The following is a 14,211-nucleotide window of genomic DNA, read 5'->3' as shown; positions in this document are numbered from 1 at the left end:
ATTAAAGGCTGTTTCATTTTGAAGCAGCCTTTTTTATAGGAATCACCAGTCTTATTTTTTTATTCTAACTTTATAATAAAAAGACCCTGAAACATAATTTCAGGATTAAATTTTTATTTTTTGTCATTCCGTAGGAATCTAGATTATGCTTTTATAAATGGTACTGAGATTCGACAAACTTTATGCTTGTGTTTTAGTCAGTTTTGCCAAGTAAGAATCTTCATCCTGCAATACTTTTTCTACTGTAAATCCATTATTTTCAGCAGCATTTTTCAAAGTATTGAAATCAAGATAAAGCCATGTGATCGGTTTTTCAGATTGTCCTTTATAGTGAATAACATATTCCAGTTCTCCGTAATACCCACCGGCAGGAATATAGACTCCACCATCTTTATCACGGTCAAACATATAAAGAATATCTGTACTGTCAATCAGAATCTGTCCGCCTTCATTCAGTAAAGTTCCCAGTTTCTGAAGATAAATATCAATTTTAGATAATCCTTCAAAGATTCCGGTACCATTCATCAATAACAAAACAGTATCGAATGTTTCTCCTGAAAAATCAAGAATATTCTTGCAAACAGCCTTCTCAACTCCTCTTAATTGACAAACTTCAATTGATTTTGGAGAAATATCCAAAGCTGTAACATCAAAATCAGCTTCATTCTGAAGATATAAAGCATGTGAACCGGCTCCGGCTCCAATATCCAAAACTTTCCCTTTAGATAGCTGCAATGCTTTCTGCTCAATATCATTCATATCTTCAAAATCCCTGAACAAATAATCTACAGGAAGTTCATCCAATTCAGAAATTGACGTTTCCGTCTGCAGGTCTTCAGGATTTTCATCATGATAATAATCCCAGATGGCTTGGCCCATTAAATCTTTCATAGCGGCAAAGATACGGCTTCAAGCAGTAAAGTTCAAAGCGCAAGGCTCAAAGTTCAAGGTTTAAAGTTGTTCTTCATTCAATGGTCTCAAATTTAAAACTCTAAGTTTTCTTTCCTCGTCTATTATCTATCCGTCTATCATCTATTCATCTCCCCTATCTTCTCTTATACTATTGATTCCTTTTCTTCGTGTCTGTCTGCCTGTGACTCGTTTTCTGCTTTCCCTGCTTTCCAGTAAGAAAATGCATAGAGCTCTTTTGAAGTCCAGTTTTTTTCTTTTCGAAGGTAAGTACGTATTTCTTTAACGCTGGAGAATTCACAAGCTACATACCCGAATTTTGAAGCTTCAGGAATATCAATATTCTTTACCACATCAGCAATTTCGCTGCTGATTTGAGGATTGGAATTATGAAGCCATTTAAATTCAATATCTGCTTTGGTTTCCAATATCTGTTCATCTTCTTTTCCATGAACTTCAATAATACAGATTCCTTTTGCTGTTTCAGGAAGAGTTTCTAAAATAGCACTCAAAACAGGAATTGCGGTAGCATCACCTGCCAATAAATACCATTCTGCTTCAGGATATAACTCTTTTCCATCCAGACGCATCATTACACCAAGTTTTGATCCTGCTTCTGCATCTCTTACCCATTTTGAGGCCGGACCTCCGTCTCCATGATCCACAAAATCAATGAACACTTCATTCTTTTCCAGATCAATTCCTCTGTGTGTGTAAGTTCTGATAGATGGAGCCACTTCTTTTGGCGGATATACCCATTCATCATTTTCTATAGTCGGAAAATGAACTTCGTTTAATCCAACCGGAGGAATCGCAATCTTATTATTATCCCCAACAGTAGTATTTTTAAACAAATGAACTTCCGGAGAATACAGATACACTCTGATAAAATGATCGGTGATGTATTCTTTTCGTGTGACTTCGGCAATGAATTGCCCTGTTGAAATTTGAGCCATAACTGAATTAATTTTTAAGTTAAAATCCGGCTTCCAATCAATATCAGAAACCGGATTTGTAGAAATTATTTGATTCAGACTAAGGCATTATTACCCTAATCTTATTTTTTAAAATTCAAAAGTATAAGACAGGTTAAATGTTCTGCCTCTTCCTTTATAATTAAACAGGTCCGGAATTCCGTAGCTTGAATATAAAACCTGGGAACGCTTGCTCCAGATGGTCTGATAATCTGTATTGAACAGGTTCTGAATTCCAAGGTTGAATTTTCCAAACTGGAATCGGTAACCTATCATAAGGTCTGATGTATTGTATCCTTCAACAACATTCTTAAGTTCATCCTTCTGCTTGAAATTCTGTAATGATTGGAATCTAAATGACCAGTTCTTTACATTATATCCAATATAGGTTACCAATTTGGATGGTGATGCATTATAAATTTCCTGTTTCTGCCATTCTCCTTTGTTGTCGACCTCAGATTTTATTAATAATCCGCTTGCTCCGAAATAAACTCCATTATTCATGGAATAGGAAATCTCTGCTTCAATTCCCATATTTCTTAATTTCAAATCGTTAACAAGAATCTGGAATGTTTTTTTATCTACAGCTACTGTCTTGTCAGAATTACTTAAGAACCCGGCAATCTGTGCTCTCAATCCCCCTTTATTAATACGATACCCCACTTCAAACTGATTGGTTTTGATGGCTTGTAAAGGCTGATCTTTTACATTGATACTTGAAATGACATCCCAATTCGTTCCATTCAGGGTATATTTCCCAATTCCGTAGAATTTAGCAGGATCTGCTAAACTTGCCCCTTGAGAGAATGTTCCCCAGACCTGGTGCTTCTCATTGATTTTATAGAGTAATCCGGCATTCGCTAATGTTACGTTATAAGAGCTTTCTCCTCCCGGAATAGCAGAAGCAGAAGTTCCATATCCCATGGCAATCTGTGTTTGCTGTTCAGAACCTACAAAATCATCCATTTTTACATTAATGTGCTGGTAACGTACTCCTGCATTAAGCTGTAGTTTAGGAATGATATTATATTTTGCCTGAACATATCCTGCATAACTTTGTGAGTGGTTAGTAGGATATCTTCCAAGCCTGTATTGAGTCTCGTTGATTAATCCACCACTGGACATTGTTTTTGTAATATCATATACTGATTGGGTTCCTTCAAACTTTTCAAAATCTATATCAGCTCCATAGGTAACGTTCAATCCTTTCCATGATTTTGATAATAGTGCCTTTATCCCTGAATAATAGGTGTCCTGTTGAGATGAAGACATATAAGCTGCAGTTTTTTTATTTGCCAGAGCTACATTTCCAGGAAAAGGATAAAATCCTAACTTTTCACCTCTCGTGGCTAACTGAATATACAGATCCTGTCCTCCAAGAATTCCGTTTCCATTATAGGCTACTGTTGCCATATAGCGTTCTGTACCCACATTTTTATCGGAAGAAAAACCATCTCTCATTTCCAGTAAATTCCCGTCTTTCTTGATAAAAGCACCTAAGTTTTCACCTAAATACAAGCTTCTGTCTCCATTAAATTTGGAGTTATAATATTGAAGGGAAGCCGTTATTTTATGCTTATTGTTAAACTGATACCCTCCGGTCGCCAAGATGTCAATAGATTGATTGTACTGAAGATCGGTTTGGGTAATGTCTGTAAACAGCTGTTTCTGATCTGCCCCATACACTCCACCATTTTGCTGATAGGCAACTCCCAGCCTTCCGAAAAACTTTTCTCCCTTTCCTGCAATAGACTGAGCTGCACGGAAATCATGGTCATCTTTGCCCATAAATCCTGTACGTATTCCCAATTCAGTTTCTCCGCTGATTCCTTTTTTCGATGGTATTTTTGTAATGATATTGATGATACCACCGGTTGCATTTCCTCCATAAATAGAACTTGCTCCGGAAAGCACCTCTATTCTTTCAATATTAAATGGATCAATGGCATCCAACTGGCGGCTGATTGCCCGGATACTGTTCAGAGAAACCCCATCTATCATTACCAGAGCAGAACGTCCTCTCATGTTCTGTCCGTAATTGGTTCTTCCTTGTGGCCCGATATCCATACTTGGAATTAAAATGGATAACATTTCCTTAATCGGAACTCCACTTTTAGCCTGTTCCTGAATTTTTTCTTTCTGAACGACCCAAACGGTACCGGGAATTTCAGAAATTTTGGTAGGTTTTCTGGATGCTACAATCACAACATCTTCTATTCCTTTAGAGGTTACAGAGTCTTTAACATTTTGGGAAAACATCAATCCCGATGCTAACAGACCTATGAATGCATAATGCTTTTTCATTCCTTCAAATCAAAGTTTTATAATCCCACAAAGATAATTTTTATTTAGAAACAATAAAAATAAGAAAGGGTGAAATTTTTCTCTTTTTTGGTGTAAAGGTTGGAAGATGGAAGATGGAAGTTATCTGTAAACCCAGAACCTCTAAAAGTTGTAATAACTTCTTTTGGGATAAAGGTTATTAAAAGGGTAACAGTTATAAACCGTCTATCATAACTTCCCACTTCCAGCCACCAGCTTCCTTCCTAAAAATCATAAGATCCCAGCCCAACTAAGGACCAGGATCTTACTGTGAAAAACAAGGTATCTTTACATCGCAGGCCCTGCTGCGTCTTTTATTTCTTCTAATAATTTTTTGCGTTCACGAAGTCTTCTTCTTGCAATAACAGATTTACCGCCAAGAACTCTGACAAATCTGAAGTATTGAAATCTTTTGGCTCCAAAATGGTGTGTGATTACATAAATCAAGACTCCAAAACCAATAAGAATAATAAATCCGAATATCTTTTTGGTTGCTATCAAAATAGCATTAAGCTGAATGGCTTTCATATTAGCCATCACATTCTGCGGAGTTACCGTCATTCCATCCATATAAACAGCCAGATCTCCTACTGCTGTAACCTGAAAACGGTATTGTAACCAAGAATACAAGGTTGAAAAAATACCTACCGCTAAAAATGTTCTCCAAACCAATACCAATCCGATAGCTGCAAGCATTTCATCCATTTCAAGCTTATCCAGAGTATAGAACCATACAGAGATAAACAGAGAACACATTCCATAGCCTTTTAAGAACATAGGCAGATACCAATTATCATAGCTGAATTCCAGTACCATGGAAAAGTACATAATGATTGCATATCCTATCATCCCTGCAAACCCTGAAAAAATATACATTTTCAATGGTTTTTCTTTTTTAAACCAAAATATAGCAATTACTCCGGCTACAATGATTCCGGGAATCATCATCATACTCAGCTTGGCATTAGTCAATGGGTCATATCCCAAAACTCCTACAGCAAAAGTATTCTGAAGAGAAGCCGTTCCTAAGAACATTCCCAGCCAAAACAGCATAAATAAACCGTTCTGCACATTACTTTTTGTAAAAATTTTGAATGAAAGATAAGGTCTCTTTAAGGTTAACTGACGAATGGAAAGCAATGCAAAACTCACAAAGGCTGCAATACTTGCATTAATAATATTCTTCGAATTCAACCAGTCCTGCTGTCTTCCGAATGCATACACATAAGCCGAAAACATAAACGTTGAAATGAAAAGCAGGATACTCAGCCAGTCGATATAATGCAATGGAACTTTCAGAGCAAAGTATTTGTTATGCATGAAAATCCAGTGTATCAATGCTAATATAAAGCATAAAACTGCTGTAAAAATATAAAACTGCTGCCAGTTATAAAGAAGAGCAAACTCTGCTGAGTAATACACTGCCACCTGATTCATCACGAGAACAAATGTATAGAATGCTCCATAAAAAATTCCTCTGTTCCCAATCATTACCATCAATGGCAGGAAGAGTTCTATAGTTACCATCATCTTCATAAATCCAATCAATAAGGCTGAAAACACGAAGATCATAGGCTGTAAAGTAGTTCCGTTGATATAGCTCAGTAATCCTAAAAGAACCAGTAGCAGCACCATTTTATCTCTTACTTTGAACCTCATTTTGATTCTGAGGACAACAGGCATACAAGCTCCCATTCCAATAGTGGTTGCATAATTCGCCCACATAAAATATTCTGTCATAGCTCCGGTACCACTCACCAGATAACTGATGTTTCCTGTATACACCCCACCAATCGGCATTACTACGGCAAGCAGCAATACAATCAGCAGAAGCTGTACGGGTTTGGGTACCCAGTCACTATATAATCCTTTGTTGTACATATTTTTTTAGATGATAGATTTCAGATATCAGAGAACAGACTTTCTAAACATTCAACCTTAGCTTTCCATGCTGCATAATGTCTGAAATCTGATATCTTCCATCATTTAGTCTTAATTAATGTTCACATTCATATTCATCCCTGCACTCAGCTTCTCAAGGTCTTCTTTTTTATTGGAAGCCGTGAACTCGATTCTTACAGGAATTCTCTGCTGTACTTTAATAAAGTTACCCGTTGAGTTATCGGTTGGTACACTTGAATATCTTGATCCTGTAGCTGCAGAAACCGCAGTTACCACTCCTTCAAACTGTTTTCCACCCAAAGCATCTGCCGTCATTGTCATCTTCTCTCCCACTTTAATATTCGGCATCTGGCTTTCAAGGAAATTAGCTGTTACCCATTTCTGACCGTTCAATACGATGGTTGCCACTTGCTGACCCGGTTGAATCAACTGTCCTTCAGAAATCGTTCTTCTTCCCATCACTCCATCGTAAGGGGCAGTAATCACAGTATAAGAAAGATTGATTCTGGCCATGTCCAGCGCAGATTTTGTTCTTTTGATCTCTGCATCATTGATCCCTAATTTACTTTTCACTTCTGTAGTGGAAAGGTTTGCAGATTGTTTCTGATTTACCAACGTTTCATAAGCTGCCTTTTGAGCATCATATTCTGTTTTCACCTGATCGTATTGTTGTCTTGTTACTGCTTCCGCAGATAAAAGGTTTTTGTATCTGTTCAGGTTTTGTTCAGCATTCCAAAGTCTTGCTTTTGCTCCGGCAATATTAGATTCCATTACATTGATGTTGTTGGAAACTGTGTTTACGGAAGAACTTGTTGCTGTTTTTTGAGCCATAGCATTTTGATAAGCCGCTTCAGCCTGTCCTAATTGGGTAAGGATTTCACGTTCATCCAAAATAACCAATGTATCTCCTTTTTTTACTCTTTGGTGTTCAATAAATTTAATTTCTTTAATATAAGCAGAAACCCTCGTATTGATCGGGTTAATGAATTCTTCTACCTGAGCCGCTTCCGTATAAGTTTTGTTTCCGATGTGGAAGTATTCACGGATCAACCAGAATAATCCGAATCCGATTACCAGAAAAACGATGATATTGGAAATAATCGCTCTGATTTTATTTTTCTTGTTCTGCTTTTTTTTGCTATCTGCCGCTGGTCTTGCGGGAGTTGGTGCAGTATTTTGAGTAGTTTGTTCCTTGTTTTCCATTGTGTTGATTTCAGTTTAAAAAATTAAAGTGTTCCTGTAGCTTTCAAAAGGTTATAATATTGATACAAAACATTAATCTCTGCATTGGCATAATCCAGTTCTGACTGTAGTTTCTGGTTCTGGGCATCAATCATTTCCGCCTGTACAGCCAATTGATTCAGGTATTTGGCTTCGGTAATTTTGTAGTTTTCCTCCGCAAGCCTTTTAGAATCATTAAGAATGTCTGCCTGCTGAATAGCTTCCTGATATTTGGTATATGCTGCATTCACGCCCATATCTACATTCTGCTGTACCAAAGTCATGGCATCATTCGCCTGATTTTTCTGCAGTTCCCCTAATTTTACTTTTTCCTTTGTTTTATACAGGGTATCAATATTGTAACTAAGAGAAACTCCTGTCTGCCAACCTCCTGAATACATATCCAAAACAGGGTTTCTCGTAGTAATTGGTCTTTGTAAAGTATAGCCACCAAATCCTGCCAGAGTAGGCATATTATCGGTTTTTATAATTTCAATATTCTTATCGGCTACTGCAATATTTTTCTGTGCTGATTTCAACACTGGATTGCTGTCATGAGCAAGATTCATATAATAATCCATCCCGATTCCAGATTCTTTGTTCTCCAGATTTTCAGTAGGAACAATTTCTGTGTCAGAAGATAAACCCAATGCAATATTTAAATTATAATTAAGGATTTTTCTATTGTTTGAAAGTGTCAGAATTCCCTGATCCAGGTTTTTAAGAGCTAGCTCACCACGAATCACCTCGTTTCTGGTCACCATTCCCTGCTGATAGAACTTCTGGATATTTTTAAGACGTTCCTGAGCTAACTTTTTGTTATTCTGAAAAACCTCTTGCTGATTGATGATCTTATAGACATCCAGATAATTGGAAATCACTAAAAATTTCACATCCTGCTTATTTTTCTCCAGATCCAGTTCGGAAAGCTGTTCACGAAGCCCGGCCATTTCAATGGATTTATTCACCAATCCTCCTTTGAAGATCAACTGTGTTGCCTGAACCGCATACGAACTTCCGTAATGAGGCATCGGAACCTTTGTAGAATTTGAAAAATCTTTATCAATGGCTACGGCATCTCCCAAATAGAATTGGCTTGTAGAAGCCGTAATTGTTGGAAGTTTCTGAAGCTTAGCCACATTGATATTCTGTTTGGCAATATCAATATTCTGAGCTGAAACTTTCAACTGCTGATGATTCTGAACTGCCAGTTCAGCAATCTCACCTGCGGTCAGCTGTTTAACCTGTTGCGAAAAAAACAGCGCAGGAAAAGCTGCTATCAGAACTGATAGTGCTGTTTTTATTTTCTTTGTCATTTTACCTTGTTTTACAGATGCAAAGTTAGGACAACAACAAAATCAATCAAATGTTTGATATTTGGAAAAAGATGTTCAAATGTAGGATTTTAGTTTTCAAACTGATGTCTGTACTGCCTAGGGCTCACTTCCATATGTTTTTTAAAAAAGTGTGAAAACGCGTACTGATCACTGAAACCAAGGATAGACGATACCTCTGAAACAGGTTTATTGGAAGAGTTCAGGAGTACTTTGGCTTCATTCATAACAATTAAAGCTATGATATGGCTTGCTGTTTTTCCTGTTACTTCTTTGACTACCGAAGAAAGATGTCTGGTTGTAATGGATTGTCTTTCGGCATAGAACTCTACTGTTCTTTCTGTAAGATGATATTCGGAAAGGTCTGTAAGAAATACAAAGACTATTTCTTCCTGCCTGGACATCTGGTTCATAGAATTAGTATCTTCCTTAGATATGATTCCAGCCATCTGATAACAGAAAACAGAGAAGAGATGCTCTACCATTTCTTTTTTATACAGCATATCCGTTTCAGAATCCAAAATATATTTCAGAAAATTGACACTTTTCCAGACCACTTCCATTTCATTTTCAGGAAAAGGAACTCCTTTATTCATCTGCTGTCTGAAATATCGATACGTAATCAGTCTGTTGAACTTTAACGATAAAGCAGAAATAAATTCTCTCTTATAAGAAACCATTCTGGACTGAAAATCGTCAGTTACTGATATCACTTCATAGATGGTTTGGGGATCGGTTACCATAAACATATTGGCAGAAACCTCAAGATCACTGAAGTGTTGGCGAAGTTTTATAGTACCTGATTTAATAAAAATAAAAGCCGGATTATCGGGACGGAAAGGCTTATCAACAGCAATTCTCTCGAAAATATTTTTTTGCGTAAAAATTTCAACTCCGAACTTTTCTAAGGCAGACATAACACAAATGTAAGCAAACTTATCACTGATTACAAAATTTTATTATTTTAGCATTAATCCAATTCCTGTCAGTATGAGAAAGGTTGATTTATTATTTGCAGAATATAGCAAAAGCCATAGAAATGCGACTAACAAGTTCATTCACTGGTTTTGTGTGCCTTTAATCTTTTGTTCTATTCTAGGGTTTATTTCTTTGATTCCTTCGCCCCATTTCTGTATTTCCTATCTTGGATGTATCAGTATTGTAAGCTTAGTTGCCATTATTCTGATTAGTCTGTATTATCTAAGGTTATCTTTATTAATTGGGATTACCATGATTTTGATTATGCTTTTGGCAGAACATTGTATTTATCTTACCAATATTAGCCTTGGTAAAAAATCCTGGATGCTTTATCTCAGTGTTTTTATTGTTACATGGATCTTTCAGTTTATCGGGCATAAGATTGAAGGGAAAAAACCATCTTTCCTGAAGGATATTCAGTTTCTACTGATCGGACCCATCTGGCTGTTAGGTTTTATTCTGAAAAAAACCGGAATCAGATATTAATTATAACAATATTGAGAGATAAAACGGTTCTCATCGTGTAAAAATCAATTTATTTTAAGATAATCATTATTTAAAGCACAGTTTTTGATAAAATTTCAAAAACTATATATGAGAAATATACTTTTATCTTTATTTTGTCTAATTCTTATCCATTGCAGCAAAAAAGAACCTGACAAACAGTCTGTAAATGCAGATCTTTTGGAAATTATTCCTGAAACTAAAGCTCCTTCTCCACCTCACATCGTTTCTGAGAAGACTGAATCTGGCATTACCTCGTTTCCTACTTTAAAAGAAACTGATACTGTCTCCAGAAAAATTATTAAAAACGGAGAGATGAAAATTCAGGTGGGAGATATAAAAAAAGCTCAAAATCAGGTGTATGAAATTATAAAAAAGAATAGCGCTTATATTCAAAAAGAAGAATTTCAAAATACAGATATGAATGATAATCTGGAACTGACGATCAGAGTTCCCCACAAACACTTTGATATGCTCATCAGTTCATTTTCAGATGGTATGGGTACTGTTTTGTCAAAAAACATTTCTTCTAATGATGTCACCGAGGAATATACTGATGTATCCATTAAATTAGCCAACAAGAAAATTTATCTTGAAAAATATCGGGATATGCTCAAAAGTGCGACCACCACTAAAGATATGCTGGAGATTCAGGAAAAAATCCGTGCACTGGAAGATGAAATTGATGTGGCTGAAGGAACGCTTCGCTTTATAGATGACAGGGTGAATTACAGCACTTTAAATCTAAACCTATACAAAGAAAAGGTAAGAAGTTCTGCCACCTCTAAAATCGGATTTGGGAGCCGTTTTGTAGATTCCATAACAGAAGGCTGGAACAGTTTTGTAGCCTTTTTCTTAGGGATTATTTCTTTTTGGCCATTCTTATTATTGATTCCTCTTATTGTTGCTCTATGGAGAAAATGGAAAAAGAAAAAGCAATAAATTTCCTTACATAAACTAATAAAACCGAATCTCTACGGAGCTTCGGTTTTTATTTTAACGCGCATATTTTGTTGGAATATCCGGGTAAAGATCTTTTAAAGGGATCGTTTTTCCTCCTTTAGAGATTTCAGCTTTCGGATAAGCATTTTTTAACAATTTAAAAGTAATCAGTATGGGCTCGTTACTCTTTATCTGATTTAAATCTTTAAAAGCATTCAAAATTTCCTGACTGTCAAAGGAATAATTACTTCCATATCTCTGTGTATTTCCCCAGTCAATAGAAAACCTATTGGGAAGATTTCTAAGTTTCACATCCTCAAAGGTTTCATTGTCAGTTCTCATTGATTTTCCATCAAAAGCATAAGCAGAAATTTCTGAAATTTTCTCAGTGTTTTCAGTCTCAATTTTCACTATCCATGGGTATTTTTGGATAAGAATATCAGAATAATCTGAAACGTCTTTCAGGGAAGGAAAATCATTATATTCCTTCCTTTCATATTGGCTATACACCAACATTCTCAGCGTTCCCTGAACTTCTTTTGCCTGAAAACTTTGAATTAATTTTGATCCGAAATTTTTATTTCCCGGCTGTTCAATCATCACAGAAATCTTACCTTTCGTTTGAATTTCCATCTTTACATCTGCTCCTTCATTCTTATTTTCCAAAGAATTTTGCATTTTTTCCAAGTGAAGCTTTGTATTCAATTGATAAAACTTTTTCTCATTAACTGAAAAGTATTTAATGGATAAAGAATCCGGTAAAAGATCATCTTGTGTCCAAAAATAGGCAGAATCAGATCCTTTTGAAACAATTAATTTTGGAGAATCAAAATGTAATGTATTTTTGGAATGATTAAAAGTATTGATAAAAACCACATCAATGATCTTAAGCATATTTGCTTTATCATCTTTTGAATTCAGCTCCTTACTTACGATCTTCGCTGACCAGCTTACCTTATTAAATTCCTTTTTTTTCAGCAAAGCAATTCCATAGAGAAGAACCAGCACAATAAAAACACCTGCCAGACAAAAATTCAGATAATCTATGGTTGTTTTTTTCATATTCTTAATGCTGGTAAGCTCTTCCTAAAGCACCTAAATAAGACAATGCTACAAATGCCAAAAGGGAAATGATTACAATAAAAAAAGTAAAATACCTGAATGGTTTTTTATACCCGGATTCTCCGATAAACAAATTAAGAACTATAGAAACGATTGGAATTAAAAAACACATAAAAGCTAAAGATAAGCCTTCCCCCATCTCAAAATCTATATAATCCAGGTATTTGACAAGCAATACCTGAATACAAAACAATAGAAAAATAGTAAGGAACGGGTTATTTTTCATCGTTATTTTTTTATTTTCCTAATACAAATACAGCAGGCACTTTATGAAGCTCAGGCTTCTGTTTTTGCCAGTCTTTGATTGTTTTTGTTTTAATAAACTCATGCTCGGGATCATTAATATTGGCAGCAATACAAAGCTTCGTATTAGGAGACAGAAACTTAGTCAGATCTTCAATAAGCTGATTATTTCTGTAAGGAGTTTCCATAAAGATCTGGGAGTAGCCTGTTTTCTGAACTAAGCTTTCCAGCTGTTGAATCTGTTTCTTTTTCTCTCCTTTATCAATTGGAAGATATCCGTTAAAGGTAAACTCTTGCCCGTTGAATCCACTGGAAATTAGGGCCAAAATAATAGATGACGGCCCTGAAATAGGAACTACCTGTATGTTTTTCTCATGACACCATTTTACCATCAGATTTCCAGGATCTGCAATGCATGGCAGTCCAGCTTCTGAAAGTAATCCAAAGTCCTGCCCTTTCAACATCAGTTGCTGGGCTTCTTTAATATCTGCGTTTTCTGTATACTTATCTAATAAAAACAGTTTTAAATCTGCCTGTTTCTTTTCAGGAGCGAAATATTTAACAACCTTTCTGGCAGTTTTTTCGTTCTCCACGAAGAAGTAGTCCGTTTGCATGATATAATCCTTAATAACAGGTGCAAAATGAGTAACAGAGGTGTTTTCTGATAAATAAGCAGGGAGTAAAAAAAGCATTGTTTTATTTTTTAGTTCTTTCGTTTAGTGAAGGTTGTGGGAAGTATTTTGCAAGGTCCATGGAAAATGTGACAGAAGTTATTTTCCAGATTCCGTTAATTTTCATCAGCGTCCAGATTTCTTTCCCCCAGTTTTCCATTTTACCGTTATACCAAAAGCTGTAATCGAAATTAGCAGAAGCTACTGCTCCATCTTCAACGATTTTAATATTGTCAAATTTTTCTTCAGACTTGTCGTCTTTAAAGCCTTTGATGAAAGCTTTATAATCATCGGCAAAATAATATTCTGCCTTGGGATTTTTCTCGAGGCGTTTAGCCTGCGTTCTGTCTTTGTAAATTCCGGTCCAGAGTACCGGTTCCTGAAATAAGGACAGATATTGAGTTTCATTCCTTGTTTTAATACTTTCCATAAAGTCATTCATTACTTTAAGTATTTCTGTTTCATCTTTGGTTTGAGCGAAAGAGAAATTAAAGCTTAGCACAAGTAATAATAGTAGTTTTTTCATGGTTATGTTATTAGGATTTGGTTTCTAATAGCATCACATCCTTTATCCAAAAGCTGGAAAACATTTTCGAAATCTTTCATATCTCCCCAATAGGGATCCGGAACCTCAGCATTTTTATGGTCTCCCAATACTTCCAGGAATAATGATATTTTCTGACGTTCCGCTTCATTTTTAGCGTTGGTAACAACATCTTCAAGGACATTTATATCCATACAGAAAATCTTATCAAAAGTTTCATAATCTCTTCTTGTAATGGGTCTTGATCTTTGTCTGGAAATATCAATATTGTGATGGGCAGCAGTTTTAATGGCTCTTTTATCCGGATATTCACCTTCGTGCATAGAAATCGTTCCGGCAGAATCTACCACAAAGCTTTCCGGCACTTTTGTTTTCATAATTCCTTCTGCTAAAGGGCTTCTGCATATATTTCCGAGACAAACCATCAGGATTTTCATAGTCTGATATTTATTAAATTGTAATAAACATTTATTTGTTTCAACAAATCTAAATAAAAAATGAAGAATAAAACTATTCTTCATTTTTTAATATTTTAGCTTAAGATC

General features: G+C 35.7%; 14 protein-coding genes. 2 read left to right on the top strand and 12 right to left on the bottom strand.

Features of this window, described 5'->3' with window-relative positions; genetic code table 11:
- Positions 1-180 precede the first annotated feature (180 nt).
- The 7 genes from J2772_RS06365 to J2772_RS06335 all read right to left on the bottom strand — a co-directional run bounded on the left by J2772_RS06365 (position 181) and on the right by J2772_RS06335 (position 9,579).
- The gene (locus tag J2772_RS06365; RefSeq protein ID WP_209914575.1) at positions 181-891 is read right to left on the bottom strand and encodes a class I SAM-dependent methyltransferase; all 711 of its coding nucleotides are present in this window, start codon (positions 889-891) and stop codon (positions 181-183) included.
- A 164-nt stretch (positions 892-1,055) separates the two neighbouring features.
- Positions 1,056-1,865, bottom strand: coding sequence for a siderophore-interacting protein (locus J2772_RS06360; protein ID WP_209914572.1), 810 nt, complete (start codon positions 1,863-1,865; stop codon positions 1,056-1,058).
- Between the two features lie 108 nt (positions 1,866-1,973).
- Positions 1,974-4,187 (bottom strand): TonB-dependent receptor, encoded by a 2,214-nt coding sequence (locus J2772_RS06355; protein WP_209914569.1) that lies wholly within the window; start codon positions 4,185-4,187, stop codon positions 1,974-1,976.
- Between the two features lie 306 nt (positions 4,188-4,493).
- The gene (locus J2772_RS06350; RefSeq protein ID WP_209914566.1) at positions 4,494-6,086 is read right to left on the bottom strand and encodes an MFS transporter; all 1,593 of its coding nucleotides are present in this window, start codon (positions 6,084-6,086) and stop codon (positions 4,494-4,496) included.
- Between the two features lie 111 nt (positions 6,087-6,197).
- Entirely contained in the window at positions 6,198-7,310 is a 1,113-nt protein-coding gene (locus J2772_RS06345) for an HlyD family secretion protein (protein WP_209914563.1), read from the bottom strand.
- Between the two features lie 23 nt (positions 7,311-7,333).
- The gene (locus J2772_RS06340) at positions 7,334-8,644 is read right to left on the bottom strand and encodes a TolC family protein (RefSeq protein ID WP_209914560.1); all 1,311 of its coding nucleotides are present in this window, start codon (positions 8,642-8,644) and stop codon (positions 7,334-7,336) included.
- An 89-nt stretch (positions 8,645-8,733) separates the two neighbouring features.
- Positions 8,734-9,579 carry a helix-turn-helix domain-containing protein gene (locus J2772_RS06335; RefSeq protein WP_209914557.1) on the bottom strand — a complete coding sequence of 282 codons (846 nt, stop codon included), beginning with the start codon at positions 9,577-9,579 and terminating at the stop codon, positions 8,734-8,736.
- Between the two features lie 73 nt (positions 9,580-9,652).
- Here J2772_RS06335 and J2772_RS06330 point away from each other — a divergent pair, with 73 nt between their 5' ends.
- Together J2772_RS06330 and J2772_RS06325 are read left to right on the top strand one after the other, a co-directional pair.
- A complete protein-coding gene (locus J2772_RS06330) occupies positions 9,653-10,126 on the top strand; it encodes a DUF962 domain-containing protein (RefSeq protein WP_209914554.1) in 474 nt (157 codons plus the stop codon).
- A 108-nt stretch (positions 10,127-10,234) separates the two neighbouring features.
- Positions 10,235-11,086, top strand: a complete 852-nt coding sequence (locus J2772_RS06325; protein ID WP_209914550.1) for a DUF4349 domain-containing protein — start codon at positions 10,235-10,237, stop codon at positions 11,084-11,086.
- A gap of 54 nt (positions 11,087-11,140) precedes the next feature.
- Here the strand turns inward: J2772_RS06325 and J2772_RS06320 are convergent, their stop codons facing one another.
- Genes J2772_RS06320 through J2772_RS06300 form a run of 5 tightly spaced genes read right to left on the bottom strand, consistent with a single transcriptional unit; the run spans position 11,141 to position 14,103 of the window.
- The gene (locus J2772_RS06320) at positions 11,141-12,148 is read right to left on the bottom strand and encodes a hypothetical protein (RefSeq protein WP_209914548.1); all 1,008 of its coding nucleotides are present in this window, start codon (positions 12,146-12,148) and stop codon (positions 11,141-11,143) included.
- A 4-nt stretch (positions 12,149-12,152) separates the two neighbouring features.
- Positions 12,153-12,434 (bottom strand): hypothetical protein, encoded by a 282-nt coding sequence (locus tag J2772_RS06315; RefSeq protein WP_209914545.1) that lies wholly within the window; start codon positions 12,432-12,434, stop codon positions 12,153-12,155.
- 10 nt (positions 12,435-12,444) lie between these two features.
- On the bottom strand, positions 12,445-13,143 hold the full coding sequence (locus tag J2772_RS06310; RefSeq protein ID WP_209914543.1) for an SAM-dependent methyltransferase: 699 nt from the start codon (positions 13,141-13,143) through the stop codon (positions 12,445-12,447).
- 4 nt (positions 13,144-13,147) lie between these two features.
- Positions 13,148-13,648 carry a nuclear transport factor 2 family protein gene (locus J2772_RS06305; RefSeq protein WP_209914540.1) on the bottom strand — a complete coding sequence of 167 codons (501 nt, stop codon included), beginning with the start codon at positions 13,646-13,648 and terminating at the stop codon, positions 13,148-13,150.
- 2 nt (positions 13,649-13,650) lie between these two features.
- Complete coding sequence (locus tag J2772_RS06300; protein WP_209914537.1) at positions 13,651-14,103, bottom strand: low molecular weight protein-tyrosine-phosphatase; 453 nt, start codon at positions 14,101-14,103, stop codon at positions 13,651-13,653.
- Positions 14,104-14,211 lie beyond the last annotated feature (108 nt).

Origin of the sequence: Chryseobacterium jejuense, from assembly GCF_017877355.1 — a bacterium.
Classification (GTDB): Bacteria; Bacteroidota; Bacteroidia; order Flavobacteriales; family Weeksellaceae; genus Chryseobacterium; species Chryseobacterium jejuense_A.
Note: the sequence above shows the minus strand (reverse complement) of the source record. Positions and strands in the feature narration are given on the sequence as shown.

Coding starts and splice junctions, on each gene's coding strand:
- J2772_RS06365 (WP_209914575.1), bottom strand. CDS start 891: ATGAAAGATTTAATGGGCCAAGCCATCTGGGATTATTATCATGATGAA.
- J2772_RS06360 (WP_209914572.1), bottom strand. CDS start 1,865: ATGGCTCAAATTTCAACAGGGCAATTCATTGCCGAAGTCACACGAAAA.
- J2772_RS06355 (WP_209914569.1), bottom strand. CDS start 4,187: ATGAAAAAGCATTATGCATTCATAGGTCTGTTAGCATCGGGATTGATG.
- J2772_RS06350 (WP_209914566.1), bottom strand. CDS start 6,086: ATGTACAACAAAGGATTATATAGTGACTGGGTACCCAAACCCGTACAG.
- J2772_RS06345 (WP_209914563.1), bottom strand. CDS start 7,310: ATGGAAAACAAGGAACAAACTACTCAAAATACTGCACCAACTCCCGCA.
- J2772_RS06340 (WP_209914560.1), bottom strand. CDS start 8,644: ATGACAAAGAAAATAAAAACAGCACTATCAGTTCTGATAGCAGCTTTT.
- J2772_RS06335 (WP_209914557.1), bottom strand. CDS start 9,579: ATGTCTGCCTTAGAAAAGTTCGGAGTTGAAATTTTTACGCAAAAAAAT.
- J2772_RS06330 (WP_209914554.1), top strand. CDS start 9,653: ATGAGAAAGGTTGATTTATTATTTGCAGAATATAGCAAAAGCCATAGA.
- J2772_RS06325 (WP_209914550.1), top strand. CDS start 10,235: ATGAGAAATATACTTTTATCTTTATTTTGTCTAATTCTTATCCATTGC.
- J2772_RS06320 (WP_209914548.1), bottom strand. CDS start 12,148: ATGAAAAAAACAACCATAGATTATCTGAATTTTTGTCTGGCAGGTGTT.
- J2772_RS06315 (WP_209914545.1), bottom strand. CDS start 12,434: ATGAAAAATAACCCGTTCCTTACTATTTTTCTATTGTTTTGTATTCAG.
- J2772_RS06310 (WP_209914543.1), bottom strand. CDS start 13,143: ATGCTTTTTTTACTCCCTGCTTATTTATCAGAAAACACCTCTGTTACT.
- J2772_RS06305 (WP_209914540.1), bottom strand. CDS start 13,648: ATGAAAAAACTACTATTATTACTTGTGCTAAGCTTTAATTTCTCTTTC.
- J2772_RS06300 (WP_209914537.1), bottom strand. CDS start 14,103: ATGAAAATCCTGATGGTTTGTCTCGGAAATATATGCAGAAGCCCTTTA.